This is a genomic window from Agromyces sp. Y575, from assembly GCF_059445445.1.
In genome coordinates this window covers 435593-459067 of the sequence record NZ_JCAIUI010000003.1, presented here as the reverse complement: position 1 = coordinate 459067, position 23475 = coordinate 435593, and the positions used below count along the sequence as shown (strand labels likewise).

The 23475-nt window shown below is 65.9% G+C and carries 20 protein-coding genes and 2 pseudogenes; 13 read left to right on the top strand and 9 right to left on the bottom strand.

Annotated features, from left to right (window positions below; genetic code table 11):
* The first annotated feature begins 14 nt into the window (after positions 1-14).
* Complete coding sequence (locus AC1C2U_RS14255; RefSeq protein ID WP_495362417.1) at positions 15-1568, top strand: DUF2142 domain-containing protein; 1554 nt, start codon at positions 15-17, stop codon at positions 1566-1568.
* Here the strand turns inward: AC1C2U_RS14255 and galE are convergent.
* Positions 1565-2530 carry a UDP-glucose 4-epimerase GalE gene (gene galE / locus AC1C2U_RS14250; protein ID WP_495362416.1) on the bottom strand — a complete coding sequence of 322 codons (966 nt, stop codon included), beginning with the start codon at positions 2528-2530 and terminating at the stop codon, positions 1565-1567. The genes AC1C2U_RS14255 and galE overlap by 4 nt on opposite strands.
* 115 nt (positions 2531-2645) lie before the next feature.
* Here galE and AC1C2U_RS14245 point away from each other — a divergent pair, with 115 nt between their 5' ends.
* Positions 2646-3938 (top strand): nucleotide sugar dehydrogenase, encoded by a 1293-nt coding sequence (locus AC1C2U_RS14245; RefSeq protein WP_495362415.1) that lies wholly within the window; start codon positions 2646-2648, stop codon positions 3936-3938.
* A 21-nt stretch (positions 3939-3959) separates the two neighbouring features.
* On the opposite strand, the gene AC1C2U_RS14240 is transcribed toward AC1C2U_RS14245, so the two are convergent.
* Positions 3960-4310 (bottom strand): DUF2304 domain-containing protein, encoded by a 351-nt coding sequence (locus AC1C2U_RS14240; RefSeq protein WP_495362414.1) that lies wholly within the window; start codon positions 4308-4310, stop codon positions 3960-3962.
* A 3-nt stretch (positions 4311-4313) separates the two neighbouring features.
* On the bottom strand, positions 4314-5024 hold the full coding sequence (locus AC1C2U_RS14235; protein WP_495362413.1) for a glycosyltransferase family 2 protein: 711 nt from the start codon (positions 5022-5024) through the stop codon (positions 4314-4316).
* 72 nt (positions 5025-5096) lie between these two features.
* On the opposite strand from AC1C2U_RS14235, the gene AC1C2U_RS14230 reads away from it, so the two are divergent.
* From AC1C2U_RS14230 to AC1C2U_RS14205, 6 genes are all read left to right on the top strand, one after another.
* Positions 5097-5708, top strand: a complete 612-nt coding sequence (locus AC1C2U_RS14230; protein WP_495362412.1) for an acyltransferase — start codon at positions 5097-5099, stop codon at positions 5706-5708.
* Positions 5698-6798: a DegT/DnrJ/EryC1/StrS family aminotransferase gene (locus AC1C2U_RS14225; protein ID WP_495362411.1), complete on the top strand. Its 1101-nt coding sequence runs from the start codon at positions 5698-5700 to the stop codon at positions 6796-6798. Before AC1C2U_RS14230 ends, AC1C2U_RS14225 begins: the two co-directional genes overlap by 11 nt.
* The gene (locus AC1C2U_RS14220; protein ID WP_495362410.1) at positions 6798-7784 is read left to right on the top strand and encodes a Gfo/Idh/MocA family oxidoreductase; all 987 of its coding nucleotides are present in this window, start codon (positions 6798-6800) and stop codon (positions 7782-7784) included. Before AC1C2U_RS14225 ends, AC1C2U_RS14220 begins: the two co-directional genes overlap by 1 nt.
* Before the next feature lie 2 nt (positions 7785-7786).
* Positions 7787-8938, top strand: coding sequence for a glycosyltransferase family 4 protein (locus tag AC1C2U_RS14215; RefSeq protein ID WP_495362409.1), 1152 nt, complete (start codon positions 7787-7789; stop codon positions 8936-8938).
* A 204-nt stretch (positions 8939-9142) separates the two neighbouring features.
* Positions 9143-10345 (top strand): glycosyltransferase family protein, encoded by a 1203-nt coding sequence (locus AC1C2U_RS14210; RefSeq protein WP_495362408.1) that lies wholly within the window; start codon positions 9143-9145, stop codon positions 10343-10345.
* On the top strand, positions 10342-12132 hold the full coding sequence (locus AC1C2U_RS14205) for an ABC transporter ATP-binding protein (RefSeq protein WP_495362407.1): 1791 nt from the start codon (positions 10342-10344) through the stop codon (positions 12130-12132). Before AC1C2U_RS14210 ends, AC1C2U_RS14205 begins: the two co-directional genes overlap by 4 nt.
* 33 nt (positions 12133-12165) lie before the next feature.
* Here AC1C2U_RS14205 and AC1C2U_RS14200 read toward each other — a convergent pair whose 3' ends face one another.
* The 3 genes from AC1C2U_RS14200 to AC1C2U_RS14190 form a co-directional block, all read right to left on the bottom strand.
* Positions 12166-13047: a TDP-N-acetylfucosamine:lipid II N-acetylfucosaminyltransferase family protein gene (locus AC1C2U_RS14200; RefSeq protein WP_495362406.1), complete on the bottom strand. Its 882-nt coding sequence runs from the start codon at positions 13045-13047 to the stop codon at positions 12166-12168.
* 233 nt (positions 13048-13280) lie between these two features.
* On the bottom strand, positions 13281-13946 hold the full coding sequence (locus tag AC1C2U_RS14195) for an acetyltransferase (RefSeq protein WP_495362405.1): 666 nt from the start codon (positions 13944-13946) through the stop codon (positions 13281-13283).
* Positions 13943-15082, bottom strand: a complete 1140-nt coding sequence (locus tag AC1C2U_RS14190; protein WP_495362404.1) for a DegT/DnrJ/EryC1/StrS family aminotransferase — start codon at positions 15080-15082, stop codon at positions 13943-13945. The genes AC1C2U_RS14195 and AC1C2U_RS14190 overlap by 4 nt, the downstream gene beginning before the upstream one ends.
* 145 nt (positions 15083-15227) lie before the next feature.
* Between AC1C2U_RS14190 and AC1C2U_RS14185 the strand changes: the two are divergent.
* From AC1C2U_RS14185 to AC1C2U_RS14175, 3 genes and pseudogenes are all read left to right on the top strand, one after another.
* Positions 15228-15662 (top strand): annotated as a pseudogene (locus AC1C2U_RS14185) (glycosyltransferase); the annotation flags it as partial.
* Between the two features lie 234 nt (positions 15663-15896).
* Positions 15897-16412 carry a hypothetical protein gene (locus AC1C2U_RS14180; RefSeq protein ID WP_495362764.1) on the top strand — a complete coding sequence of 172 codons (516 nt, stop codon included), beginning with the start codon at positions 15897-15899 and terminating at the stop codon, positions 16410-16412.
* Positions 16396-17535 carry a glycosyltransferase family 2 protein gene (locus AC1C2U_RS14175; protein WP_495362403.1) on the top strand — a complete coding sequence of 380 codons (1140 nt, stop codon included), beginning with the start codon at positions 16396-16398 and terminating at the stop codon, positions 17533-17535. Before AC1C2U_RS14180 ends, AC1C2U_RS14175 begins: the two co-directional genes overlap by 17 nt.
* Here the strand turns inward: AC1C2U_RS14175 and AC1C2U_RS14170 are convergent.
* From AC1C2U_RS14170 to AC1C2U_RS14160, 3 genes and pseudogenes are all read right to left on the bottom strand, one after another.
* Positions 17515-18660: a glycosyltransferase family protein gene (locus AC1C2U_RS14170; protein WP_495362402.1), complete on the bottom strand. Its 1146-nt coding sequence runs from the start codon at positions 18658-18660 to the stop codon at positions 17515-17517. The genes AC1C2U_RS14175 and AC1C2U_RS14170 overlap by 21 nt on opposite strands.
* A 489-nt stretch (positions 18661-19149) precedes the next feature.
* Positions 19150-19719, bottom strand: coding sequence for a glycosyltransferase family 4 protein (locus AC1C2U_RS14165; RefSeq protein WP_495362753.1), 570 nt, complete (start codon positions 19717-19719; stop codon positions 19150-19152).
* A gap of 24 nt (positions 19720-19743) precedes the next feature.
* A pseudogene (locus tag AC1C2U_RS14160) lies at positions 19744-20238 on the bottom strand (glycosyltransferase); the annotation flags it as partial.
* Positions 20239-20327: 89 nt separating this feature from the next.
* Here AC1C2U_RS14160 and wecB point away from each other — a divergent pair.
* Entirely contained in the window at positions 20328-21404 is a 1077-nt protein-coding gene (wecB, locus tag AC1C2U_RS14155) for a non-hydrolyzing UDP-N-acetylglucosamine 2-epimerase (RefSeq protein ID WP_495362401.1), read from the top strand.
* A 15-nt stretch (positions 21405-21419) separates the two neighbouring features.
* Positions 21420-23474: an acyltransferase family protein gene (locus AC1C2U_RS14150; RefSeq protein ID WP_495362400.1), complete on the top strand. Its 2055-nt coding sequence runs from the start codon at positions 21420-21422 to the stop codon at positions 23472-23474.
* Position 23475: the final 1 nt, after the last annotated feature.

The window sequence follows — 23475 nt, the reverse complement described above, 5'->3', positions numbered from 1 at the left end:
CCCGTTGAGGAGCCATGATCCAGTCCGCACCGCATCCCGATGCACACACAGCCGCGGCTCACGTAGCGACGCGTTGGCGGACTTTCGGCGTCGCCTTCCTCGCGATCCTCCTGCCCATGCTCATCTGGACGCTCGCATCTCCACTGATGTCCGCCCCCGACGAACCGTCGCATGCGATCAGGGCAGCGGCCGTCGTGCGAGGCGAGGTCACCAACGGACCTTGGTCGGAAGCCCCCGCGTTGATGGCAGCCAATGTGCCTGCGGGTATCGCGCATGCGCACTTCATCGCCTGCTTCGCGTTCGAACCCGAGGTATCCGCGGATTGTCCGGAGACATTCACCGGCGACCCGACCGAGATCGTCGAAACCGGCACGTCGGCCGGCGTGAACTCCCCCGTGTACTACGCCATCGTGGGCCTTCCGTCCCTCTTCCTGAACGGCGATGTGGCGCTGTACGGCATGCGAGTGGTCAACGCGCTGTTGTGCGCAGCACTCCTCGCGGTGATGGTCATGCAATTGCGGACCCTCCCGTCGTCGCGATGGGCGATCCTCGCATCAACGGTCTCCATCACGCCGATGGTGCTGTTCCTGGGGGGAGCGATCAATCCGAACGGCGTCGAGGTTGCCGCGGCAGGAGCATTGTTCGCAACGCTGGTCGTCACCTTCAGGACGCACTCCAACCGCGCGCTGCTCTGGGAGCGAGCAGCAACGACGGTGGTCGCGACGACGCTGCTGCTCAGCACACGGAACATCGCGCTGCTGTGGGTGCTCGTGATCGTCGCGGCAGCCTTCATCGTCTCGCGTGGCGCACTGCTCATCGCGTTGCTCCGACGACCTGCGACCTGGGTCACCGTCGGGGCAGCCGCGTTGGCAACGGTGTTCACACTTGCGTGGTATCTCCGGAACCCGACGGCGTCGACGGCAGCGACGAACAGCCTCCCACCCCGTGAGGCCGCCGCGACGACGTTCGCCCGTACGCTCGACTTCGGCCAGGCATGGGTCGGCTTGTTCGGCTGGGTCGACACCCCGGCTCACTCACTCGCGATCGCCGCCTGGTCCCTCGCGATCGGGGCGATCGCGATATCGGCGATCGTGTGGTGTCGACCCCGCTTCCGATGGATGCTGGCCCTCTTCCTGGCCGTCATCGTGTTGACGCCGCCCATCACGGCGGCCGCGGTCGCGTCCCAGCTCGGCTACATCTGGCAGGGCAGGTACACGCTCGCGATGGTGCTGTGCCTGATCGTCGCCTGCGGTATGGCACTCGATGATCGGTTCCCGAAACCGTTCTCGCGCTACTGGTACCGCCCCGTCGTCGTGCTTCTCTGGGTCTTGGCTGCTGCGCACGTCGCCACGTTCGTCAGCATGCTGCGGCGGTACGTGACCGGAGTCGACGGCACGGTCGTCGGATTCCTCGTCGACCCGCAGTGGCAACCACCGGGCACCTGGATCGGTTTGACCGTGGTCTTCGCACTGGTCGTCGCTGCGGGCACCCTGCTCGCTGTGCGCACGGCGGCGCCGCGAGAAGTCACGGTGCAGTCAGCCGCGACGCCGGTGAACCCACCCGTCTAAGGCTGTACGGCCAGCCACACGGACTCGACGATGCTCTCGATCGTACGCGAGGCGCGCCATCCGATGACCTCGTTGATTCGGTCGGGAGAGGCGACGACCCAGGCCGGATCACCGACCCGACGTGCTCGGATCTCGGGACGGAGGTCGATGCCGGTGACCTCGCCGACGATACGGATCACGTCGCGGACGCTCGTGCCCACTCCGGTTCCGACATTGAAGACGTCGTGTCCCGTCACCATGGTGTCGAGGTGATCGAGCGCCGCGATATGCGCTTCGGCGAGGTCGAGCACGTGCACGTAGTCGCGCACGCACGTGCCGTCGGGCGTGGGATAGTCGTCGCCGAAGATCTGCGGATGGCCGCCGTTGCGGATGCTCTCGAAGACCTTCGGGATGAGGTTGCTCGCCCCCCGATCAGCCAACACGTGATTGGCCGCACCGCCGACGTTGAAGTACCGCAGACTCACGGCGCGCAAGCCGAACGACCGCGAACACCCCGAAATGAGTTGCTCGCCGTGGAGCTTCGTCTCGCCGTATGGATTCACGGGCCGGGTCGAGTCGTTCTCGGTGATGGCCGAGCCTTCGGTGAGGCCGTACACAGCGGCCGACGAGGAGAAGACCAATCTGTCGACGCCGGCGGACTCCATCGCCTGCACGAGTGAGACGAGGCCGCCCACGTTCTCTGCGTAATACCACGCGGGGCGAGCGACCGATTCCGCGACATCCTTCCGGGCGGCGAAATGCATCACCGCCTCGATGCCCTCGGCCTCCAGCAGCGCGGCCACCTGCGACGCGGCATCCGGACCGGTCAGGGAGATTCTGTGCGCCTCGCCACCCTCGAGCCGTTGGCTGAGCCCCGAACTGAGGTCGTCGACCACCACGACGTGGTCGCCCCGCTCGCGGAGCAGGTGAACGACATGGCCGCCGATGTATCCGGCGCCCCCGGTGACAAGTATTCGCACCATGAAAGCATACGGTTCGGGTGGCAGACCATCAGCGGAACCCGCGGTGCCACCCTCAACTAGACTGGGTCGTCGCGCCACACGGCGCGACGGGAATGAATGAGGAGAACGCGAACGCATGAGAATCGCCGTCGTCGCACTGGGAAAGATCGGCCTTCCACTCGCTGTGCAGTTCGCATCGAAGGGCCATCAGGTCATCGGCGTCGACGTCAACGCTGCGACCGTCGATCTCATCAACCGGGGTATCGTGCCGTTCCCCGGTGAGGCGCACCTCGACGAGATGCTGACGCAGGCCGTCTCGGCCGGCACGCTGCGCGCGACGACCGACTACGCCGAGGCGATCCCCGATGCCGACGCCGTCGTGCTCGTCGTGCCACTGTTCGTCGATGACGAAGCACGACCCGACTTCGCCTGGATGGATGCCGCGACCCGTTCGCTCGCCGAGCACCTCGCTCCGGGCACCCTGGTGTCGTTCGAGACCACGCTGCCGGTCGGCACCACGAGATCCCGCTGGAAGCCGATGCTCGAAGAAGTATCGGGCCTCACCGAGGGCGTCGACTTCCACCTCGTCTTCTCGCCGGAGCGCGTGCTCACGGGCCGGGTCTTCGCGGACCTGCGAAAATATCCGAAGCTCATCGGCGGGCTGAGCCCAGAGGGCGCGACTCGCGCCGTGGAGTTCTACGAGCAGGTACTCGACTTCGACGAACGCGACGACCTGGCGAAGCCGAATGGCGTCTGGGACCTCGGTTCAGCCGAAGCGGCCGAACTGGCGAAGCTGGCCGAGACGACGTACCGCGACGTCAACATCGGCCTGGCAAATCAGTTCGCTCGTTTCGCCGAGACCGCCGGCATCGACATCTACGAAGTCATCGAGGCCTCGAACTCACAGCCGTTCAGCCACATCCACCGCCCCGGCATCGCGGTCGGCGGGCACTGCATCCCCGTGTATCCGCGCCTGTACCTCTGGAACGACCCGCACGCGACGATCGTCAGCGCAGCCCGCGCAGCAAACGCCGACATGCCGAACCACGCGGTCACGATGCTCGAGGGAGCTCTCGGGGATCTGCGCGATCTCCGCGTCGTCGTGCTCGGTGCCGCCTACCGCGGCGGAGTGAAGGAGACCGCGTTCTCAGGCGTCTTCCCGCTCGTCGAGGGTCTTCGCGCGCGCGGCGCTCACGTGCTCGTTCACGATCCCCTGTACACGGCCAGCGAGCTCGAGGGCCTCGGATTCCAGCCGTACGCGTTCGGCACAGAAGTGGATGCGGCGATCATTCACACCGATCACGCCGACTACCGCGCTCTGACACCGGCCGATCTCCCCGGCATCCGGGCGCTCATCGACGGTCGCCGCGTGACGGACGCCGCGGCATGGGAGGGCGTCATCCACCGCGTCATCGGCCGACCAGCCTGAGCGACGTCTGCCGACCGAAGCTCACTTCAGGTCGCGCGTCGCATCGTCGACTTCGGCGCGAGCGAGCGTGATCTCCCGCGCGAGCTGGGTGAGCTTGCGGTTCATCACGACATTGCGCCGGTATGCGCTCGCCACCGTCACGAGGAATGCGAGCACGAGGGCGTACAGCAGAAGATCGGAGCCGCGGCCGACGCCGATGAGGTTCGCGAGCCAGGTGAGCCATTGCGGAAAAATGATCGACACGATCGCGACGATCACGAAGCCGAGCATGAACAGCCTGCGCAGGGCGAGGTGACTGTCGCCGCCGGCTGGACGCGCAAGGAAGATGCCGACCACGATCACGCCGGCAACGAGAAGGATCTGGATCCACATGAGCTACCGAACCAGCAGGTCGACGAGGATGTTCACAGAGTTCAGCACGGATTGGCCCTTCGCCTTGGAATAGTCGGTGTAGAGCAACTCGACCGGGTACTCCCGCCACGGCAACTTCGTGCGCCCGAGCTTCAGCACGATCTCTGTCGCGTGCGCCATCCGATCCTGGTTCAGCTCGATCATCCGCACCGCGTCGCCTCGGATGACCCGCAGACCGTTGTGCGCGTCGGTCAGCCGCAACCCGGTCGTGAGGTTCGTGACCCAGACCGCTGTCTTGAGGATCACGCGCTTGACGATGCCAGGATCGGTGCGAGCGTCGAGGAAGCGCGACCCGAACACGATGGCCAGGTCCTCGGCTTTCGCGAGGTCGAGCATCTCGAGCACGTCTTCGAGCCGGTGCTGACCGTCGGCATCGAACGTCACGACCCAGTGTGCCTCAGGCTTCGTCGCGACGTAGGCGAATCCGGTCTGGAGGGCTGCGCCCTGGCCGAGATTGATGGGGTGGTGCAGCACGCGGGCTCCGGCGGCAGCTGCAACAGCGGCGCTGCCATCGGTGCTGCCGTCGTCGATGCAGATGACGTGGTCGAAGGAGGAGAGGAGGCCACGCACGACGTCGCCGATGACGGATGCCTCGTTGTAGAGCGGAACCACGAGCCACGTGTCTTCCGCGTGCCGTCGGGGGTTCGCGGCCGGCGGCGTCGGAGATGGCTGCATACGTCCATTCTTGCAGAACGCGGTACGCTGATCGGCAGTGCCTCGTACGGCCGTACCCCCCAGGAGCATCATTTGAACACGAGATCCGGCGTGCGGATCGTCGACTCAGCCGACGTCGCCGACGACACGAAGATCGGCGAGGGCAGTTCGATCTGGCACCTTGCGCAGGTGCGCGAGGGTGCAGTCCTCGGAGCGCATTGCGTCATCGGCCGCGGCGCCTACATCGGCACTGGCGTCACGCTCGGCGACAACTGCAAGGTGCAGAACTATGCTCTCGTCTACGAGCCGGCGACGCTCGCTGACGGCGTCTTCATCGGTCCAGGTGTCGTGCTCACGAACGACACCTATCCTCGTGCGGTGAACCCCGACGGGAGCCTCAAGAGCGCCGATGACTGGGAGCACGTCGGCGTTGACATCGCGACCGGGGCATCCGTCGGAGCTCGCGCTGTCTGCATCGCCCCCGTGCGCATCGGAGCGTGGTCGACGGTCGCGGCAGGGTCAGTGGTGACCCGCGATGTGCCCGACTTCGCCCTCGTCGCCGGTGTCCCTGCTCGCCGTATCGGATGGGTCGGGCGCTCGGGCCGTCGCCTCGAGGAGTCCGACGGCATGTGGATCTGCCCTGACACGAACTCGCGCTATGTCGAGCGCGATGGAAGCCTCTTGGAGCTGAACGATGACGAATGAATTCATTCCCCCGGCGAGACCGATCATCGGTGACGAAGAACGCGCAGCAGTCGATCGTGTGATGCGCAGCGGCATGGTCGCGCAAGGTCCCGAGGTCGCGGCGTTCGAAGAGGAGTTCTCACGCCACTTCGTCCAGGGACTCCCGACGGTCGCCGTCAACTCCGGCACCTCCGGCCTGCATCTGGGCCTCCTCGCCGCGGGTATCGGCCCCGGCGACGAGGTCATCGTGCCCTCGTTCACGTTCGCCGCCACCGGCAACTCGGTCGCGCTCACGGGCGCCACACCCGTATTCGCCGACATCGAGCCCGCAACGTTCTCGCTCGATCCCGCTTCGGTCGAGGCATCCATCACGCCGCGCACCAAGGCGATCATGCCTGTGCACCTCTACGGCCACCCCGCCAAGATGGCCGAACTCGGTGCGATTGCCGAGAATCACGGGCTCATGATCTTCGAAGACGCCGCCCAGGCGCACGGGGCGTCGCTCGGCGGTCGCCCGGTCGGCACGTTCGGGCGCTTCGCGATGTTCAGCCTCTACCCGACGAAGAACATGACGAGCGGCGAGGGCGGCATGGTCACGACCGACACGCCCGAGCTCGCGCGCCAGGTACGGCTGTTGCGCAACCAGGGCATGGAGCGGCAGTACGAGAACGAGGTCATCGGCTTCAACGCCCGCATGACCGACATCCACGCGGCGATTGGTCGCGTGCAGCTGACCAAGGTGAATGCCTGGACCGAACAGCGCCGCGGGAGCGCCGCCTTCCTCGACGCGAACCTCGAAGGCGTCGTCGTGCCGCCCGTTGCAGAGAGCGCGGTGCACGTCTACCACCAGTACACGATCCGGGTCATCGACGATCGTGACGGGTTCGTCGCAGCTCTCAAGAACGAGCACCAGGTCGGCAGCGGTGTGTACTACCCGATCCCCAATCACCGACTGCCGTCGCTTGCGCCGTACGCGCCGGGACTCGAGCTGCCCGAGACCGAGATCGCGGCGCGCGAGGTCGTGTCGCTGCCGGTGCATCCATCGCTCAGCGATCGCGATCTCGAGCGGATCGTGAACGCTGTGAATACCCTCGCAGGAGCAGGCGCCTGATGGCCGCGCTGCGCGCCGGCCTCCTCGGCGTCGGCATGATGGGGCGGCACCACGCGCGGGTGCTGCGCGAGGTCGACGGTGTCGAGCTCGTCGCGATCGCCGACCCGGGTGGAGATCCGCACGGCGTCGCAGGCGAACTCCCGATTCTTCCCGATATCGACGCATTGATCGAGGCGGGCATTGACATCGCGGTGGTCGCGGTGCCGACGCGATTCCACGAGGACGCTGCGCTGAAGCTCGCGACCGCCGGCGTGCATACCCTCGTCGAGAAACCGATCGCGCACTCGATCGAAGCCGGTCAGCGCATGGTAGATGCATTCGCGAACGCCCGTCTCGTAGGTGCCGTCGGACATATCGAACGCTTCAACCCGGCGCTGCAGGAGTTGCGACGCCGGATCGAGGCCGGAGACGTCGGCGAGGTGTATCAGATCGCGACGCGCCGGCAGGGACCGTTCCCGTCACGGATCGCCGATGTCGGTGTCGCCAAAGACCTGGCATCGCACGACGTCGATCTCACGGCGTGGGTCGCGCAGAGCTCGTACGCGACGATCTGGGCTCAGACGACGTTCAAGAGCGGCCGCGAACACGAAGACATGATCGCGATGACCGGTCGCCTCCAGAACGGAGTCATCGTCAATCACCTCGTGAACTGGCTGAGCCCCATGAAGGAACGGGTCACGATCGTCACGGGTGAGAAGGGAGCCTTCGTCGCCGACACGTCGACGGGCGACCTCACGTTCTACGCGAACGGCACGATTCCGGTCGAATGGGAGTCCATGACCGTCTTCCGAGGCGTCTCCGAGGGAAATGTGACCCGCTACGCCTTTCCGAAGCGCGAACCGCTTCGCGTCGAGCACGAGGCGTTCCGCGATGCGGTGCTCGGCAAGCCGAGCGATGTCGTCACGATGGAGCAGGGTCTGCGCACGCTCGCGGTCGTCGAGTCCGCCCTCGATGCGGCACGCGCCGCGGATTCCCTCGCCCTCTAGCGATGCGCATTTCGCTCGTCACTCGCATCTACATCCCCGAGCCCGCGGCCGCCTCGTTCCGTCTCGCTGCACTGGCACGATCACTCGGGAACGGCGGCGACGAGGTTCTCGTGCTCACAACGCTGGCACCACCCGCGTTGCGGGCGGTGCGGGCACCTGTCGTCCACGGAATCCGCGTGCGCCGTGCTCGAGTGCTCCGTGATCGAACCGGGAACGTTCGTGGATATCTTCAGTACCTGAGCTTCGACGTGCCCGCGTTCTTCCGTGTGCTGTTCTCTCAACGCACCGATTTGGTCGTCGTCGAGCCACCACCCACGACCGGGTTCTTCGTACGGATCGCGTGCGCGCTCCGCCGCACCCCATACGTCTACTACGCCGCCGATATCTGGTCGGATGGGGCTGAGTCGACGAACGCGCCACGCTTCGTCATCGCGGCGGTGCGGTGGCTTGAGCGGCGGGCCCTGCGCGGCGCTTCCGCGGTGATCGCAGTCACCGACGGCGTTGCAGAGAAGGTGCGTTCGCTGGCGCCCGGGGCACGCGTGACCGTGGTACCCAACGGAATAGACACCGATGTCTTCACCCCTGACGGCGAACGTCTGGACGACGCGCCGTGGGGCGTCTACGCCGGCACGACGAGCGAATGGCAGGGTGCGGACATCTTCATCCGCGCGATGCCCCAGGTACTGGACGCCCTGCCCGACGCCTCGATCGCGTTCGTGGGACAGGGAAGCGCCTGGGCCGCACTACGGGAGCTCGCGGCCGAAATAGCGCCCGACGCGGTGCGCTTCATCGACCCGGTACCGCCCGCGCAAGCTGCGATCTGGCTGCGATCGGCCCGCGCAGGACTGGTGAGCCTCAAGCCCGGACAAGGCTACGACTTCGCACTGCCGACCAAGGTGTACGCGTCGACGGCGTGTGGTACGCCGGTGGTGTTCGCCGGAGTCGGCGCCGGCGCCGACTTGGTCGAGCGCACGGGCATCGGCCGACGAGCCGCGTACAACGTCGACGCCACTGCAGCCGCGATGATCGACGCGTTCCGCGATCGCGACTCCCGCGCAGTGGAGCGCGTGGCGGAGTGGACGCGCATCAATGCATCACAGTCCGCACGGGCCGCCGAGGCGGCCATGGTCGTGCGCGAGGCAGGTTCGCGGTGAGCGGTGCTCGCGAACGGCGTGCCTCACGGGTCCGGGCGCCCGGCGGTCGCTGATCGGCCCCGTCCACGATGGCGCAGCATCTTGCCGTTCGTCTCTGACCTCCGGGGACTCCAGTGTTCAGAGTTCTCGCGATCGTGCCGGATAGAATCGGTGGATGCCCACCACAGCGGTGCAATGTCCTATCGGTTGGAAGGTGAGGGGTGCGTGACCAGCCCTACTGAGGCGCGCGTCGCGCTGGTCCTCTCCTACTCCGACATCGAGTCCGACCCTCGGGTTCGGCGCCAGATCGACTGGCTCGCCGGCGACGGCTGGACCATCGACACGGTCGGGCTGGGGAGCCGTCCATCTCCACGCGTGCGAGACCACTTCTCCCTCTCTGCCGCATCGCGATGGGCCACCACCCGTGCGGGAGTACTTCTCGCCCACTTCTCTCTCACCCCGCGGCATCGGTTCCGATTGCAATTCACGAACCGCGTCGACGATGAAGCGCTCGCGCGACTTCGCACCGGCGAGTACGGCCTCGTCGTCTTCAACGAAACGGAGTTCCTGCCGTGGGTGTCCGATCGGCGAATCTTCACGCCCGAGGCCATGCGCGCCAAGATCCATCTCGACCTGCACGAGTACCACAACCCGCTGGTGCGACGACAGACTCTCGGCGCCCGCCTCACGGGCAGCCACTACCGATGGGTGCGACGGCACATCGGCCATTCGGCGTTCACAAGTCGTTCGGTGGTCAATGAGCCCATCGGGCAGTTGTATGTTGAGGAGTTCGGCATCCAAGCGCCCGTTCCGAGCCGCAACATACCGCCCTATGAGCAGCTGACACCCAGCCCCGTGGATTCGGGAGAGATCCGGCTGCTCTTCCACGGCCTCGCCGCGTGGCAGCGTGGGTTCACCGAGATCCTTGAGGCGATGCGCGCCCTGCCGGAACGATTCACCATGACGTTCATGCTCGTGCCGAATCTCCGTGTCGTCGAGGAACTGCAAGCGTTGATCGACGCGCATCCGGCTCGGGATCGCATACGAATTGTGCCCCCCGCGCCTATGCGCGAGATCGCCCGTTCGATCAATGATTTCGATCTGGAGATCATCTTCTATCGGCCGCTGGCCCCGAACCTCGAGTTCGCGCTTCCGAACAAGTTCTTCGAGGCTGTGCAAGGTCGACTCGGTGTTGTCGTGGGCGAGAGCCCCGCGATGGCCGCGGTCGTCCGCGAGTTCGGCAACGGAGTCGTCGTGTCCGGGTTCGAGGCATCGGACCTAGCCGAAACCCTGGTTGCGCTCACTAGCGACGACATCGCAGGCTTCAAGACAGAAGCGAATAACGCTGCGCGCGACCTCAACTCCGAATCAGAGGGCCGCGCGTTCCTCACTGCGGTCGGCATGGACGCTGTCGAGGAGCTGTCGTGAAGACGAACTTGCAGCTGTACCGCGAGGTCCTTTCGATCCTTCCGTCGAAGGCGCGGAAGTTTCTACTCGTCTACGCGATTCTCCAGGGCGCGCTCGCAATCATCGACGCCGCCGCACTCGGACTGCTCGCGCTGGTGCTCTCGCCCCTCATCAGCGGAAGTCCCGTCGAGCTCCCAGTATTCGGCAGCGTTTCGGGCAGCGGCGCGTTCGTTCCGATCATCGTCGTTTGCGCCCTCATCGTGCTCAAGGGAGTGCTCGCGCTCATCCTCTATTGGGTCGCCACTCGACGTTTCTCGGCATACGAACTGGAGCTCGGATCTCGAGTGTTCGCCGGATTCGTCAGCTCACCATGGATCGATCGGCTCAAGCGCAATTCTTCCGATCTCGTCCGGATAACCGACTCCAGCGTATCCACGACGATCTCCGGATTCACGCTTCCCGGAGCCTCGCTCATCGGCGAGGCGTTGAACTTCCTTACGCTTCTTGCAGTGTTGGCAATCGCGCAGCCCGCCATCGGTGTGATCACACTCGTCTATCTCGGTCTCATCGGTATCTTCCTCAACTTCCAGATCTCACGTCGCACCAGGCAAGCGGGGCTGGTTGCCCTCCGCTACTCGCTGCGCTCATCGCGGCTCATCACGGAGATGATCGGTGCGCTCAAAGAGGTGACGCTGCGTGGGAAGACGGAGGATGTCGCGAAGGTCGTGCGCGAGAACAGGCGGCACTCAACCCACGCGCGCGCCAACGCCCAGTTCCTCGGCCAGGTGCCCCGATACGTTCTCGAGACGGCGATCATCGGGGGAATCGTGTTGGTGGGAGTCGTCGGCTTTGCGACGGGTGGTATCGGCGGAGCCACCGCGGCAGTGGCACTGTTCGGTCTCGCTGGCTTTCGCATGGCGCCATCGATCGTTCGATTCCAGGGTGTCCTCTCACAACTGAACGTCAGCGCACCACACGCTCAGGCGGTCGTCGACGAGGTTCGGAGGTCGGACACCGTGAATGCGCTGCTCAGCGGCCGCGATTCGCGACCGTTGCCCGAGAATCCGTCTGTCATCCGCTTCGATCGAGTGAGCTTCGAGTACGACGCTGGTGCCGAACCCGCCGTGCATGAAATCAGCATCGAGATCCCCTTCGGCTCCAGCGTGGCGTTCGTGGGTGCTTCGGGTTCGGGCAAGTCGACCATGGTGGATCTGATCCTGGGACTGATCGAACCGACTTCGGGCGGCGTGTTCGTCGACGACATCTCGCTCACGTCGCTGACTTCGGCGTGGCGCTCCCGCGTTGCGTACGTGCCGCAGGAGGTGTCGCTGTTCGACGCCACGGTTGCACAGAACGTCGCATTGACCTGGTCGTCAGACTTCGACGAGCAGCGCGTGCGTCAAGCACTGAGCCGTGCACACATGCTCGAGACGATCAACGCACGGGTCGGCGGGATCAGCGGGTCGATCGGAGAGCGCGGCCTTGCGCTCTCCGGTGGGCAGCGTCAGCGGATCGGCATCGCACGGGCGCTGTACGTCGACCCCCTCGTGCTGGTATTGGATGAGGCCACCAGCGCCCTCGACACCGCGACCGAGGCCGCCGTTACTCGGTCGATCGCGGAATTGCGCGGTTCAACGACGACCATCACCGTCGCCCACCGCCTTGCAACGATCAAGGCAGCGGATCGGATCTTCTTCATGAGCGGTGGCCGGGTCGCGGCACAGGGCACGTTCGCGGAGTTGGTGGCGAACGTCCCGGAGTTCGCACTCCAGGCAACGCTGGCCGGCCTCGCCGTAGTTCGAGAGTGAATTCCGGTCAGCCGAGACCGCCGGCACGAGAAGTTATACCGATGCGATAAGCGACTCGATGTTGGCGATCACGCTGGTTCTGCCCCAGAAGTCCTGAAGCACGCGTCGATTGCCCTCCAGCTGTTCGCCCGCCACCCGGCTGCTGGGAAGCCCCTCGGCAACGAGCTCTTCCAGCGTCCCGACCGCTGCACCGCGGTTCCGGAGAAACGACATCAACGTGTTCCGTTCATCGAGGAACACGTGCGCACCGCTCCAGAGTGCGCTGGCGACGTTCCCGATGCCCTGCTGGCGCCGATGCCCCATGATGACGATGCTGCATCGCGCGACGATCTCTTGGTACTCCTCGAGCGGGAGGAACTCTCGCATCGGCACGAAGTCCGACCCCAACAGCTCAGTGCCTCGCGCTACGACCGCGTCCGCATATGCGGGGTCTCCGTAGCTCAATGGTGTGATCACTCGTCGTCCGGACACACCCAACCGCGCGAGCAGGTCGAGGACCTCGAAATGGTTGTTCGTCAGCGTCGCAGAATTGCCGATCAGAATGTCGTCGCCCGTCACCGGACGAGTTGCCGCGAAGGTATCTTCGACACTCGCGTAGTTCAACTGCGCGTACCGCCCCCGAAAGCCGGCGAAGCGACCCCTGAACACCAATAGATCGTCGGGAATCGGCGCGGAGAAGACATCTGCAGCACGCGCCGCCGCGCCGACGGGCAGACTGGAGCGAAGGTTTCGGTAGGTCCGCACGACTTTGCCCGGGAGCGAGAGCCGAGAGCGACTGTAGCGAGCCGTCATCGGCCCGAGCAACCCAGCCGTCGTGGAGAGGTTCGAACCGTAATAGTCGCCGCCCCACCCGCTCCATACTTTCAGCGTATCGCGAGGTGTCGCGGCCAGTGCGCGCGCCGCGAACGCGCCCACACTGTGGAAGATGGCGATGTCGCTCTCCTGCAGCAGGTGGGACGCGCGCGCGGCACCAGCGGCGTCCATATGCACGGCCTCGACAGTCGCGCTCTTGGGAAGTACGTGTCGCGCGATGTCCCCCTTGAGCGCGTATACGACGAACGCGTTCGCACCGGGGGCGACGTCCTCGAAGACGTCGGCGGTGAACGGTAGGAACGGTGAGTCGGGAAAGAGGTGAACAATCCGGCGGGTCATCGCAGCCCAGCCGCTCGGAGCGGGCGGGCAGGGACACCGCCGACGACGGCGCCGCTGTCGACGTCACGGACCACCGTGGCACCGGCGGCCACGAACGCGTTCGCACCGATGACGAGCGGCGTCATGGATGTCCCGTTGATGACGCTCGCGCCGATCCCGAGGAATGCCCCGTCTTCGATGATGACGTTCCCCGCGACGTGCACTCCCGGCGAAAGAATGGCGAAGTCAGCAACGCTGACGTCGTGCGAGAGTGTGCAGCCGACGTTCACAACCGCGTGCGCTCCGACGCGCACCTGGTCCGTGAGTACGCTCCCTGCACACACGACGGAGCCTTCGCCGATCCGGACGTTCGGGGCGAGCTCTGCCCTCGGATGGATCAGGGCGACCGGACGCAGGCCCATCGCCGTGAGCGCTGACGCCGCCCGTCGTCGCACTCGCGAGTCGCCGACGGCAACGACGAACCGGGCATCTGGAGGCGGACACATCTCGGTGATCACGATCACCGGGATCCCGTTGATCGGATCGCCCGCGAAACGCTCGTCATCGACGATGTGCTTCAGCTCGGCCCCCGGGAACACCTCGCGCGCGAGCCAAGCGATCTCCCGACCGTGTCCCCCGGCACCGAACAGGTATAGCCGGCTGATGTCCGTGCTCCCCGTCATGACTGCCCGATCGCAGCACGTACGATTCCCGCGACGATGCGAATCGCTTCTTCGTCGACACTGGTCCCGGTCGGAAGCACGATGACCCGCTCCGCCACGCGCTCGGTCTCGGGCAGGTTCAGGGCTGCCCCGGGATAAAGCGTGCGATACGGCTCCATGCGGTGGCATCCTGGCCAGAAATAGCGTCGCGCCAACACGTTGTTCTCGCGTAGACGTGCCAGCACGTCGCGGCGCGAGGTCGGGCACGTCTCATCGATGAGCATGACGACGTACTGGTAGTTGCTCTTGTTCTCGTTGTCGATCGCGAGCACCGAGACGCCAGGAACGCCCCGAAGCTCGCGCGTGTACGCCTCGTGGTTGCGTTTGTTCACGGCGATGACCTCGTCGATCGCGCCGAAGTTTGCGAGCCCCATCGCGGCACAGATCTCCGTCATCTTGCCGTTCGTCCCATCGGAGACGACGTCGTCCTCGCCCGCGAACCCGAAGTTCCGCATGAGCCGCGCTGTCTGCGCCACGTCGTCGTCGTCGGTGACGATCGCACCACCCTCGACGGAGTTGAAGAACTTGGTCGCGTGGAAGCTGAGCACCTCTGCGCGACCGAAGGTGCCCACCATCCGACCACCGAGAGAGACTCCGAAGGCGTGTGCGGCATCGAAGAGCAGCTCCAAGCCGAACTCATCGGCGATCGCCTCGAGCTCGACGATCGGTGCAGGGCGACCCCAGAGGTGAACGCCGATGATCCCCGTCGTCCTGGGCGTGATCAGCCGACGAACCGATTCGGGATCGAGGCAGTGAGTTTCCGGATCGACATCCGCGAACACTGGGGTGATGCCCTGCCAGTGGAGAGAGTGGGGCGTGGCGACGAACGTGAACGATGGCACGATCACCTCGCCCGACATCCCGAGTGCACGTATCGCGATCTCGAGAGCGATCGTGCCGTTGGTGATGGCGACGCAGTGCTTCACACCGAGATACGCCGCGATCCGCGACTCCAGTTCACGCACGAGAGGTCCGTCGTTCGACAGCCATTGACGTTCGAGAGCGCCCTCAACAAGCCGGAGGAAGGTCTGGGGGTCACCGATGTTCGGTCGGCCCACGTGCAAGGGCTGTGCGAAAGTGGGGTCAACGCGACTCATGCTCTCATTCAAGCACCCGCAAACCGGCAATCACGTAGCGCCCTGCCTTCGCCAGGCTGGGAACACCTCCTGCTGGGGCCGCCGCGCCGTCGTTGCTCGTGCCGATGGTCGGTGGAAGGGTGTGACCGGCTAGTATCGAACCGCGATGGACGAGACACCCGACGGCGCGGCCGCGACACATTCGTCACGAGGTCCTCGCGTCGAGGCCGTTGTCTGCGTCCACAATACGTCGCGTCCAGTCGAGCGGGCCGTGGCGTCAGCATTGAAGAACACCGTCGCGACGCGAGTGACAGTGGTCGTCCACAACACAGATGTCGGCGGCGTGCGTGCACGTCTTGACAGACTCGCGGATGACACCCGCCTGCGCGTCCTGGAGTTGCACGACGGGGTGCGTTCTCCTGCGAACGCGTTCAACTTCGCCCTCGATAACGCGACAGGTGAGTTCATGAGCCTCATCGGATCCGACGATGAACTCGCACCCCATGCCCTCGATGCCTGGGTCGAACTCGCAGATCGTGTCGAGGCCGACGTTGTCGTCGCTCCCATCCGCCGTATGGGCGGCGGTGCGGTGCCGTCGCCCCGAGTCAGACCGCACCGCACGTCTGGTCTCGACGGAGACCGCGACCGTCTCTTCGAGCGAGTCGCACCGCTCGGTCTCGTCCGCCTTGATCGATTCCCCGGTCTCCGGTTCGCAGAGGGACTACCTCGAGGGGTCGACCAGGTCTTCGGCCTCCACCTCTGGTTTTCGGGGGCGGAGATCGCATTTGATCCGACGACGCCTGCATATCTTGAATGGGACGATCAGTCAGACCGGGTGACGCAGCGCGGCGGGCCGTTGGCCGACGATGTGGCGTATCTGGAAGGCATGGAAGCCGACACGGTCTTCCAATCGATGTCGCCGGCTGCACGTCGAGCGGTCGCCGCCAAGATCGTTCGCGTCCACGTCATTTCCGCAATCGCTACACGCATCTCCGATGCGGGACTCCCACACGCCGACCGGGAGGCAGTCGCGGAAACGTTACAGATATTGCGGGGCTGGGCACCGGGAGTCGACGGTCTACTGGCGGTGCGCGATCGTCGCGCGCTCAATGCGGCTCTCGACCCGACTTCGTCGGCCGACCGCCTTCGGAAGGCTATCGGCGACCGCTCGCGCTATCTCAGCCCCGGGGCCCTGATCACCGTCGATCCGCTGCGCCTGTTTCACCGCCACGCACCGCTACGATCGCTCGCGGCCGGCCGTCGAGTCGCGACGGCCATCGAAGCGGCGGCGGCTCCTGAACTCCTGCAGAGCACACCTCACGAGAAGCCGGGCGATGGACGAGACGACTGAGCCGGCCCCACGGCCGCGGATTGAAGTGGTCGTCGGCGTCCACACCGACTCTCGTCCGATCGAGCGGGTCGCGGCATCCGCCCTTCGTACCGCAGCACCGGTCACCGTTACGGTGATCGCGCACAACACCGATCCGGCAGGAATTCGCAGGCGTCTCGGGATCCTCGCCGATGATCCGCGAGTTCGCGTGATCGCACTCGCCGACGGTGTGCCCTCACCGGCCAATGCCTTCAATGCCGGTCTCGACGTGGCCATCGGCGAGTTCGTGAGCATCGTAGGGTCGGACGACGAGTTCGCGCCAGGTGCTCTCGACGCCTGGCTCGAGCTCGCGGACGCCACTCGTGCCGACGTGGTGGTGGCCCCGATCTCACGGACGAGCGGCCGTCATGGCACCGCGCCCCGTCCTCGTCCCCGACGTGTGAGCAAGCTCGACGGCGACCGCGATCGGCTCTTCGAGCGCGCGGCGCCCCTTGGCCTTCTGCGTCGCGATCGCTTCATGGATCTTCGCTTGACGCCGGGCCTCCCGCGCGGCGAGGACCAAGCGTTCACCTTGCGCCTGTGGTTCTCCGGAGCAAATGTGGCGTTCGACCCGCGACTACCGCCGTACATCGAGCACGACGATCAGAACGACCGGGTGACAAGGGCCACCGGCTCGCTGAAGAACGACCTCCTCTTCTTCGACGCGATCGAGGCCGATCCCGTCTTCGCGACCATGAGCAGGGCGGCCCGACGCGCGTTTGCAGCGAAGACGATTCGGGTCTTCGTGATTGACGCCATCGCTGCCCGCCTCGGCGACGAGGGCGTTAATGCGATGACCGGCGAGTCGCTGCGGCTCGCCCTGTCGCGCGTCGAGGGATGGGCACCGAGACCTCAGGGATTGCTCTCGCGGCGGGATCGCGCCATCATCGCCGCCGCCCTGAGTGGGCCGGGAGCATCGCAGCTGCTTCGCGGCCTGTTGGCCGGCCGCGACCGGTTCCGATCATTCGACGCGATCGTGCCGGCGAATCCCACGCTCATCTTCCACCGTCATGCGCCGCTTCGATCGCTCTTCGCACAGAGGCGGATCTCGCGGGCGCAGGTGAGCATCAGCGACGGATCGTCGTCAGCGTCGCACTGGCGATAACGCCTCGACTGCGGCTGTCCAGACTGGGAGCTGACGCTCCGCCGACAGCGCCCGCGCTGCGTCGTCTGCGGCGGACTTCCAGCCCGAGACCAGCTCTCGCGTGAGGCCGTCGAGTACAACTCGGATGTCAGCCTCTTCGAAGCCTCCCGTCGTGGCACCGAACCTATGGGCCTCGACGAGCTCCCCCATACCGGGCGTCGGGCCTACGACGATGCCAACTCGGGCCTGGACGAAGTCGAAGAACTTGTTCGGCAGCGCGAGGGCGTTGTTGGTGACGGTGGGCGGAAGAACATGGATTCCGACGTCGTGCGTATTGATGAGGCCCAACAGTTCGGCGTGCGGCACAGCATCGTGCACCGTCACCCGATCCCCGAGCTGCGTTGCAAGCTCGCGCAGTTCGTCGACGTAGGCGGGATCGTTCTGGGCCAGAAATACCGACAGCGTCACATCGGCACTCGTCTCCGCCGCGGCGCGCATCATGTTCTCGATACGACGGCTGCGCAGCGCCGCGCCGGGGTGGATCAGGCGGATGGTCCGGCCGACGGGGACCGGGGCGAGCTCACGGTACGTCGGGGAGTTGGTCACGACCGCAGCACGGATGCCGTGACTGACATATGCCTCAGCGACCGCGCCACCGACTGTCGTCACGGACGCAACCCGCGTCGCGTAACGACGAATGAGCCATTCGTAGTACGGCTTGCGCAACCGCACCCATCGGGGGTTGTCGTCGTGCAGGCCGGGGTAGTACTCGTGGAGGTCTGCATGAATGCTCTCGGGGGGTGCCAATGAGAGCGCGAGCGGCACTGTCTCGATGTCGTTCGCGAGTACGCGCGACGGCTTTGTGCGCCGTAGTGCGCGGCGTGCGGAACGCACGGCCGGATCAGTCCAGTACAGGAGGCGGTACAGGTGGAGGCGCAAGAGTGCCGCCTCAATGTAGAACCGGACCCGGCGCCGACGACCGCTCGAGTCAGGCATCGGGAGCTGGATGTGGTCGACTCCCGGTACCGCGGGACCCCATCCTGCCGTCACGATGCGACCTCGAGGCGAGAAGAGCGAGATCTCACGCAACAGCCGAGCATCGGACTGGAGGTTGGAGAACGACAAGATGAGGAGCGTCTCGGTCATCTCGTCCTTCCTAGGTTGATCACCCATGCTGCCTCGATAGGTTATCGCGATCGAGCCGACCGGCGGCACTCGCTTGCGACCCGAACGATTCCGATCCAAGCGTCGCAAAGCACATTTGCGCTCAGAGTGCCGTCGTGCACGACCTCGACGACGATCGACCGTTATCAGCCAGGCGTCGTCTCGCCTGGGAGTTGATCACGAGAGCGACCACCGCAGGTTCGAGCGTGCCCGAGGTTGCCTCGGTGGGACGTGTCGGGGAGGTCGAGGGTGGAGACGAATATGGGCTGTTCGGAGCGCGCCAACCTGTCGAGGTGGCTGATGGCGAGTGGCTCGGCTCGACGCGTCATATGGTCGTCAGCGAACGGCGAGATCGACGCGCGGTCGGGCAATTTCGGCGCCTCACTACCCATATTGTGACCCTCGAGGCGGGGATGGCACGAATCGATTCAGCCGTAGGTCGATCAACGGACTCGAATCCGTGGAGATTCATCAGACCGTAGTTCGCCGCGACGCGCGCGCCAGCGCGTACGCTTCGTGGTACGCCTCCAAGACATGCGACTCCTGGAACCGGTCACCGATCGTCGCCGCGACGCGCTCCGGGGGGAGCTCGGCCCGGCGTTGCCACAAGCTCACGACGGCATCGGCATACGCCGCCGGAGTGCGTGGCTCGACGAGGACGCCATTGTCGGCGACGATGTAGTCACGTTGCCCGCCTCGAGCCCCGATCACGACCGGTCGTCCATGAGTGATGGCCTCCAGTGCGCTGAGGCACAGCGTCTCGCCCTTCGTCGGGAGTATGAAAATGTCGGCCGCATCGAGAGCGGCCGACACCCCGGCTCCATCCACAGCACCCAGAAGAGTGAGATTGTCGTTTGCACCGGCGGCTTGCTGAAGGGACTCGCGCAAAGCACCGTCGCCGACCCACGTGAGGCTCGCGGGAAAACCGCGACGATCGAGTTCTCGCAGCGTCTCGAGGGCGAGGAGCGGGTCCTTTCCGCTCACGAGCCCACCGACTGCCACAAGGCGGATGAGGGCCGCATCGTGCGGCGGCAGGACCATAGACGCCGCCGGGACGACAGACGGCACGACCGAGATCGGGCCTGGACGATGCCGTCGCACCTGGTCTGCCAGGTACGTGCTCACAGTCGTCACGACGTCTGGTCGCCGAAGCAAGGGCGCGGTGGCCCGCAACACCGCGCGACCCCGCGGTGTCAGGGACGATGGATCGGCTACACCGGACCAGTGCTCCGAGTGCACCCATGGCAATCTCACGCGCCGACCTGCGAAAGGAAACAGAGTGGTGAACGCCTGCGTGTGGAGCACATCGGCGCCCCGGATCCTCGCCTCGAGCGGCGCCCACGCCCGGCGCAGATCGAGCGGATTGGCGCGAGAAAGCGCAATCCGGGTGACTGGGAGTCCTCTTTCGCGATCCGCGGCGATGTCGTCCGGTGAGATCAGTTCAGGCGATGCGAGATGAACGATCTCGACATCGTTCGCAGTAGCGATCAGCTCGGCGTCCCTGTGCACGAACACCCCCGACACTGGGGAGGCGATGCTCGGGTACCACGCCGTCACCATGATCACTCGCACGCGGACACTCTAGCGAAGTGCATTGGACGCTACCCTCGCGACCATGTCGTCCACGGTGATCCGTAGACTGGACTCTCGTGAAGATCGTCAGCGTTGTGGGCGCGCGCCCGCAGTTCGTCAAGCTCGCCCCCATCGCGAAGGCTGCATCCGCTGCATCCGTGGATCATGTCATCGTGCACACGGGGCAGCACTACGACCCGATGCTCTCTGACGTCTTCTTCGATGACCTCGGCATTCCCGCGCCCGACGTGCATCTGGGTGTCGGTTCGGGTTCGCACGGCGTGCAGACGGGCGCCATGCTCGGCGCGCTCGATGCCGTCTTCGACGAGCACCGGCCCGACTGGGTGCTCGTCTACGGCGACACGAACTCCACGCTCGCTGCGGCCGTCTCTGCGGTGAAGCTGCACATCCCGGTCGCGCACCTCGAGGCCGGCCTTCGCTCGTTCAACCGCCGCATGCCTGAAGAGCACAACCGTGTTCTCACCGACCACGCGGCCGACCTGCTGCTCGCGCCGACGCAGGTCGCGGTCGATCATCTGGCCGCCGAGGGGCTCGCAGCGCGGACGATGCTCGTCGGCGATGTCATGACCGACGTGCTGTTCGAGGTGCGCGATGCGATCGCCCAGCGCCCGTCGCAGCTCGTGAACGAGCTCGACCTCGCGCCCGGAGGCTTCTACGTCTCGACGATCCACCGCGCGGAGAACACCGACAACCCTGTCAGGCTGGCCGAGATCGCCGAGGCACTCGCCGGGCTCGACAAGCCCGTCATCCTGCTGGCGCACCCGCGGGTCGTCGCCAAGGCCGCGGCACATGGCATCTCCCTCACGCAGGGGTCGCTGCTGGAACATCCGCCAGTGGCGTATCCCGACCTCATCGCGGCGGCGATTGCGAGCGCAGGTGTCGTGACCGACTCGGGCGGACTGCAGAAGGAGGCGTTCCTACTGCGCGTTCCCTGCACGACCGTGCGCACGGAGACCGAGTGGGTCGAGACGGTCGACCTCGGATGGAACGTCCTCGCGAACACGCCGACAGAGATCGCCGCCGGGGTGACTCGACCGGCGGCCGCGCCGACTGATGCCGCACCCTATGGTGACGGGCACGCTGCAGGGCGCGTCATCGCTGCGCTCGACGAGCATCGTGCAGCTGTCTCCTGACCGCACGGTGGTCGCATGGCAGTGACGCAATTCGCCCCTCCCCGCTTCCGGCCCGACATCCAGGGTCTCAGGGCAGTCGCCGTCGCCCTCGTGCTGCTGTACCACGCTGGGGTTCCCGGAGTGCCGGGCGGCTACGTGGGCGTGGATGTCTTCTTCGTCATCTCTGGATTTCTCATCTCGAGCCACCTGCTCGAAATGATCGAGCGCGACGGCCGCGTCTCCTTCGCCAAGTTCTACGCCCGGCGCGCCCGGCGAATCCTTCCAGCCTCGTTCGTCGTCGCGGGGTTGACTGCCGTCGCCGTCGTGGCACTCCTCCCTCCGTTGAGCATCGAACGGATCCTGCGCGATGCCCTCGCCACGGTGCTGTACGTGCCCAATATCTGGTTCGCCGCGCAGAACACGGACTATCTCGCAGATCACGCACCCTCGCCCTACCAGCACTACTGGTCGCTCGGCGTCGAAGAGCAGTTCTATCTGCTGTGGCCGGTGCTGCTACTGCTCCTGGCGCTGCTCGTCCGCCGGCGTCGTGCGCTCGTCGCCGCGGGGATAGCCGGGCTCGCCGCGGTGAGCCTCGTCGCATGCATCCTGATGACTCAGACTCAGCAGCCCCTGGCGTTCTTCACGCTGCCGACCCGAGCCTGGGAACTACTCGCCGGCGCGCTCGTGGGTGCCGCGGTGCTCGGACGCGTGCCGCGGATGAAACCCTGGATCACAGCGGTCGGGGGTTGGATCGGCGTGGCGATGATCCTGGCATCGGCCGTGCTCTTCGACGATGCGACGCCGTTCCCGGGCTTCGCTGCCGTGCTGCCCGTGGCGGGCACCGCAGCGGTCATCTACTTCGGCACAGCCAGACCCGTCGGCGGACCGGCGATGGCTCTGTCCGTTCGGCCGATGCAGTTCATCGGGCTCATCTCGTATTCGTTGTACCTGGTCCACTGGCCACTCCTCGTTGTGCCGCAGGCCGCGGTCGGTTACGACCGCCCCCTCGGGCTCTGGATCACCGTGCTCCTCGGAATCGTCGTAGCCCTTCCGCTCGCGTATCTGCTTTACCGATTCGTCGAAGCACCGCTTCGCTCGCCCTCCGTGCTCGCCGGGCGGCGTCCGCGAGTGACGCTGCTGGGGACCGCAGCTGTGACGGGTGTGCTCGCGCTCGCGCTCGGCACGGGAGCGGCCTGGGCAGCAACGAGGGAGCTGCCAGGAGGAGCAGCGGTCGCGGCTGCCCCGTCGTTCCCCACGTCGCCGCCCCCTGCGACATCCCATGTACCGTCGAATCTCACGCCGACGCTGGAGACTGCCGGCGACGATGTGGCCTCCGTGTATGCCGACGGCTGCCACAACGACGTCGCGACTGAGACCGTGCAGGATTGCGTGTACGGCGCTCCCGCCGGATCCTTCAGGGTCGCCCTCTTCGGTGACTCGCATTCCGCGCAGTGGCTGCCTGCACTCGAGCAGCTCGCAACCGCCGACACAGAGATGGCCATTCACGCGTACACCAAGGCGTCGTGCCCGGCTGTCGACGTCACGGTGCTCGACAAGAACGTCCCTTATCTCTCGTGCGATCGATGGCGAGCCGCCGTCATGGCCGAACTCACTGCGGACCCGCCGGACCTCGTCGTGTTCTCGAGCTATGCGGCCTACCCGTTGGAAGGCGCCCCAGATACGGAAGACCGACTCCGCGCGTGGGAGGACGGCGTCGAGCGATCGGTGGCTGCCTTGAACCAGGCGGGCAGCCGGGTCGTGGTCATCGCCGACACGCCACGCTTCACTGCGGCACCCGCGCTCTGCATCTCGACTCACCTCGAGGATGTGCTGCCCTGCGCAGGCGCACGATCGGACGTGCTCGACGCCGACCAAGCGGCGGCTGAGCACCGAGGTACTGACGCCGGCGGCGGCACGTTCGCCGATCTCACGGCGTACGTCTGCGACGAAGAGATCTGCCCGGTCGTCGTCGACAACCTGCTCGTCTATCGAGACGTGAACCACCTCACGGCGGCCTACGTGCGCTATCTGGCGCCCGCGCTTTCCGACTACCTCCGGCCGGCCGCTTCCTCTGAGAGCTCGTCCGGCTGAC

Bases quoted from the DNA above. Each gene is read 5' to 3' on its own strand.
- AC1C2U_RS14225 (WP_495362411.1), top strand. From the start codon at position 5,698: ATGACGAATGAATTCATTCCCCCGGCGAGACCGATCATCGGTGACGAA.
- AC1C2U_RS14220 (WP_495362410.1), top strand. From the start codon at position 6,798: ATGGCCGCGCTGCGCGCCGGCCTCCTCGGCGTCGGCATGATGGGGCGG.
- AC1C2U_RS14150 (WP_495362400.1), top strand. From the start codon at position 21,420: ATGGCAGTGACGCAATTCGCCCCTCCCCGCTTCCGGCCCGACATCCAG.
- AC1C2U_RS14195 (WP_495362405.1), bottom strand. From the start codon at position 13,946: ATGACGGGGAGCACGGACATCAGCCGGCTATACCTGTTCGGTGCCGGG.
- AC1C2U_RS14175 (WP_495362403.1), top strand. From the start codon at position 16,396: ATGGACGAGACGACTGAGCCGGCCCCACGGCCGCGGATTGAAGTGGTC.
- AC1C2U_RS14255 (WP_495362417.1), top strand. From the start codon at position 15: ATGATCCAGTCCGCACCGCATCCCGATGCACACACAGCCGCGGCTCAC.
- AC1C2U_RS14215 (WP_495362409.1), top strand. From the start codon at position 7,787: ATGCGCATTTCGCTCGTCACTCGCATCTACATCCCCGAGCCCGCGGCC.
- AC1C2U_RS14170 (WP_495362402.1), bottom strand. From the start codon at position 18,660: ATGACCGAGACGCTCCTCATCTTGTCGTTCTCCAACCTCCAGTCCGAT.
- AC1C2U_RS14245 (WP_495362415.1), top strand. From the start codon at position 2,646: ATGAGAATCGCCGTCGTCGCACTGGGAAAGATCGGCCTTCCACTCGCT.
- AC1C2U_RS14240 (WP_495362414.1), bottom strand. From the start codon at position 4,310: ATGTGGATCCAGATCCTTCTCGTTGCCGGCGTGATCGTGGTCGGCATC.
- AC1C2U_RS14190 (WP_495362404.1), bottom strand. From the start codon at position 15,082: ATGAGTCGCGTTGACCCCACTTTCGCACAGCCCTTGCACGTGGGCCGA.
- galE (WP_495362416.1), bottom strand. From the start codon at position 2,530: ATGGTGCGAATACTTGTCACCGGGGGCGCCGGATACATCGGCGGCCAT.
- AC1C2U_RS14165 (WP_495362753.1), bottom strand. From the start codon at position 19,719: ATGGTCCTGCCGCCGCACGATGCGGCCCTCATCCGCCTTGTGGCAGTC.
- AC1C2U_RS14235 (WP_495362413.1), bottom strand. From the start codon at position 5,024: ATGCAGCCATCTCCGACGCCGCCGGCCGCGAACCCCCGACGGCACGCG.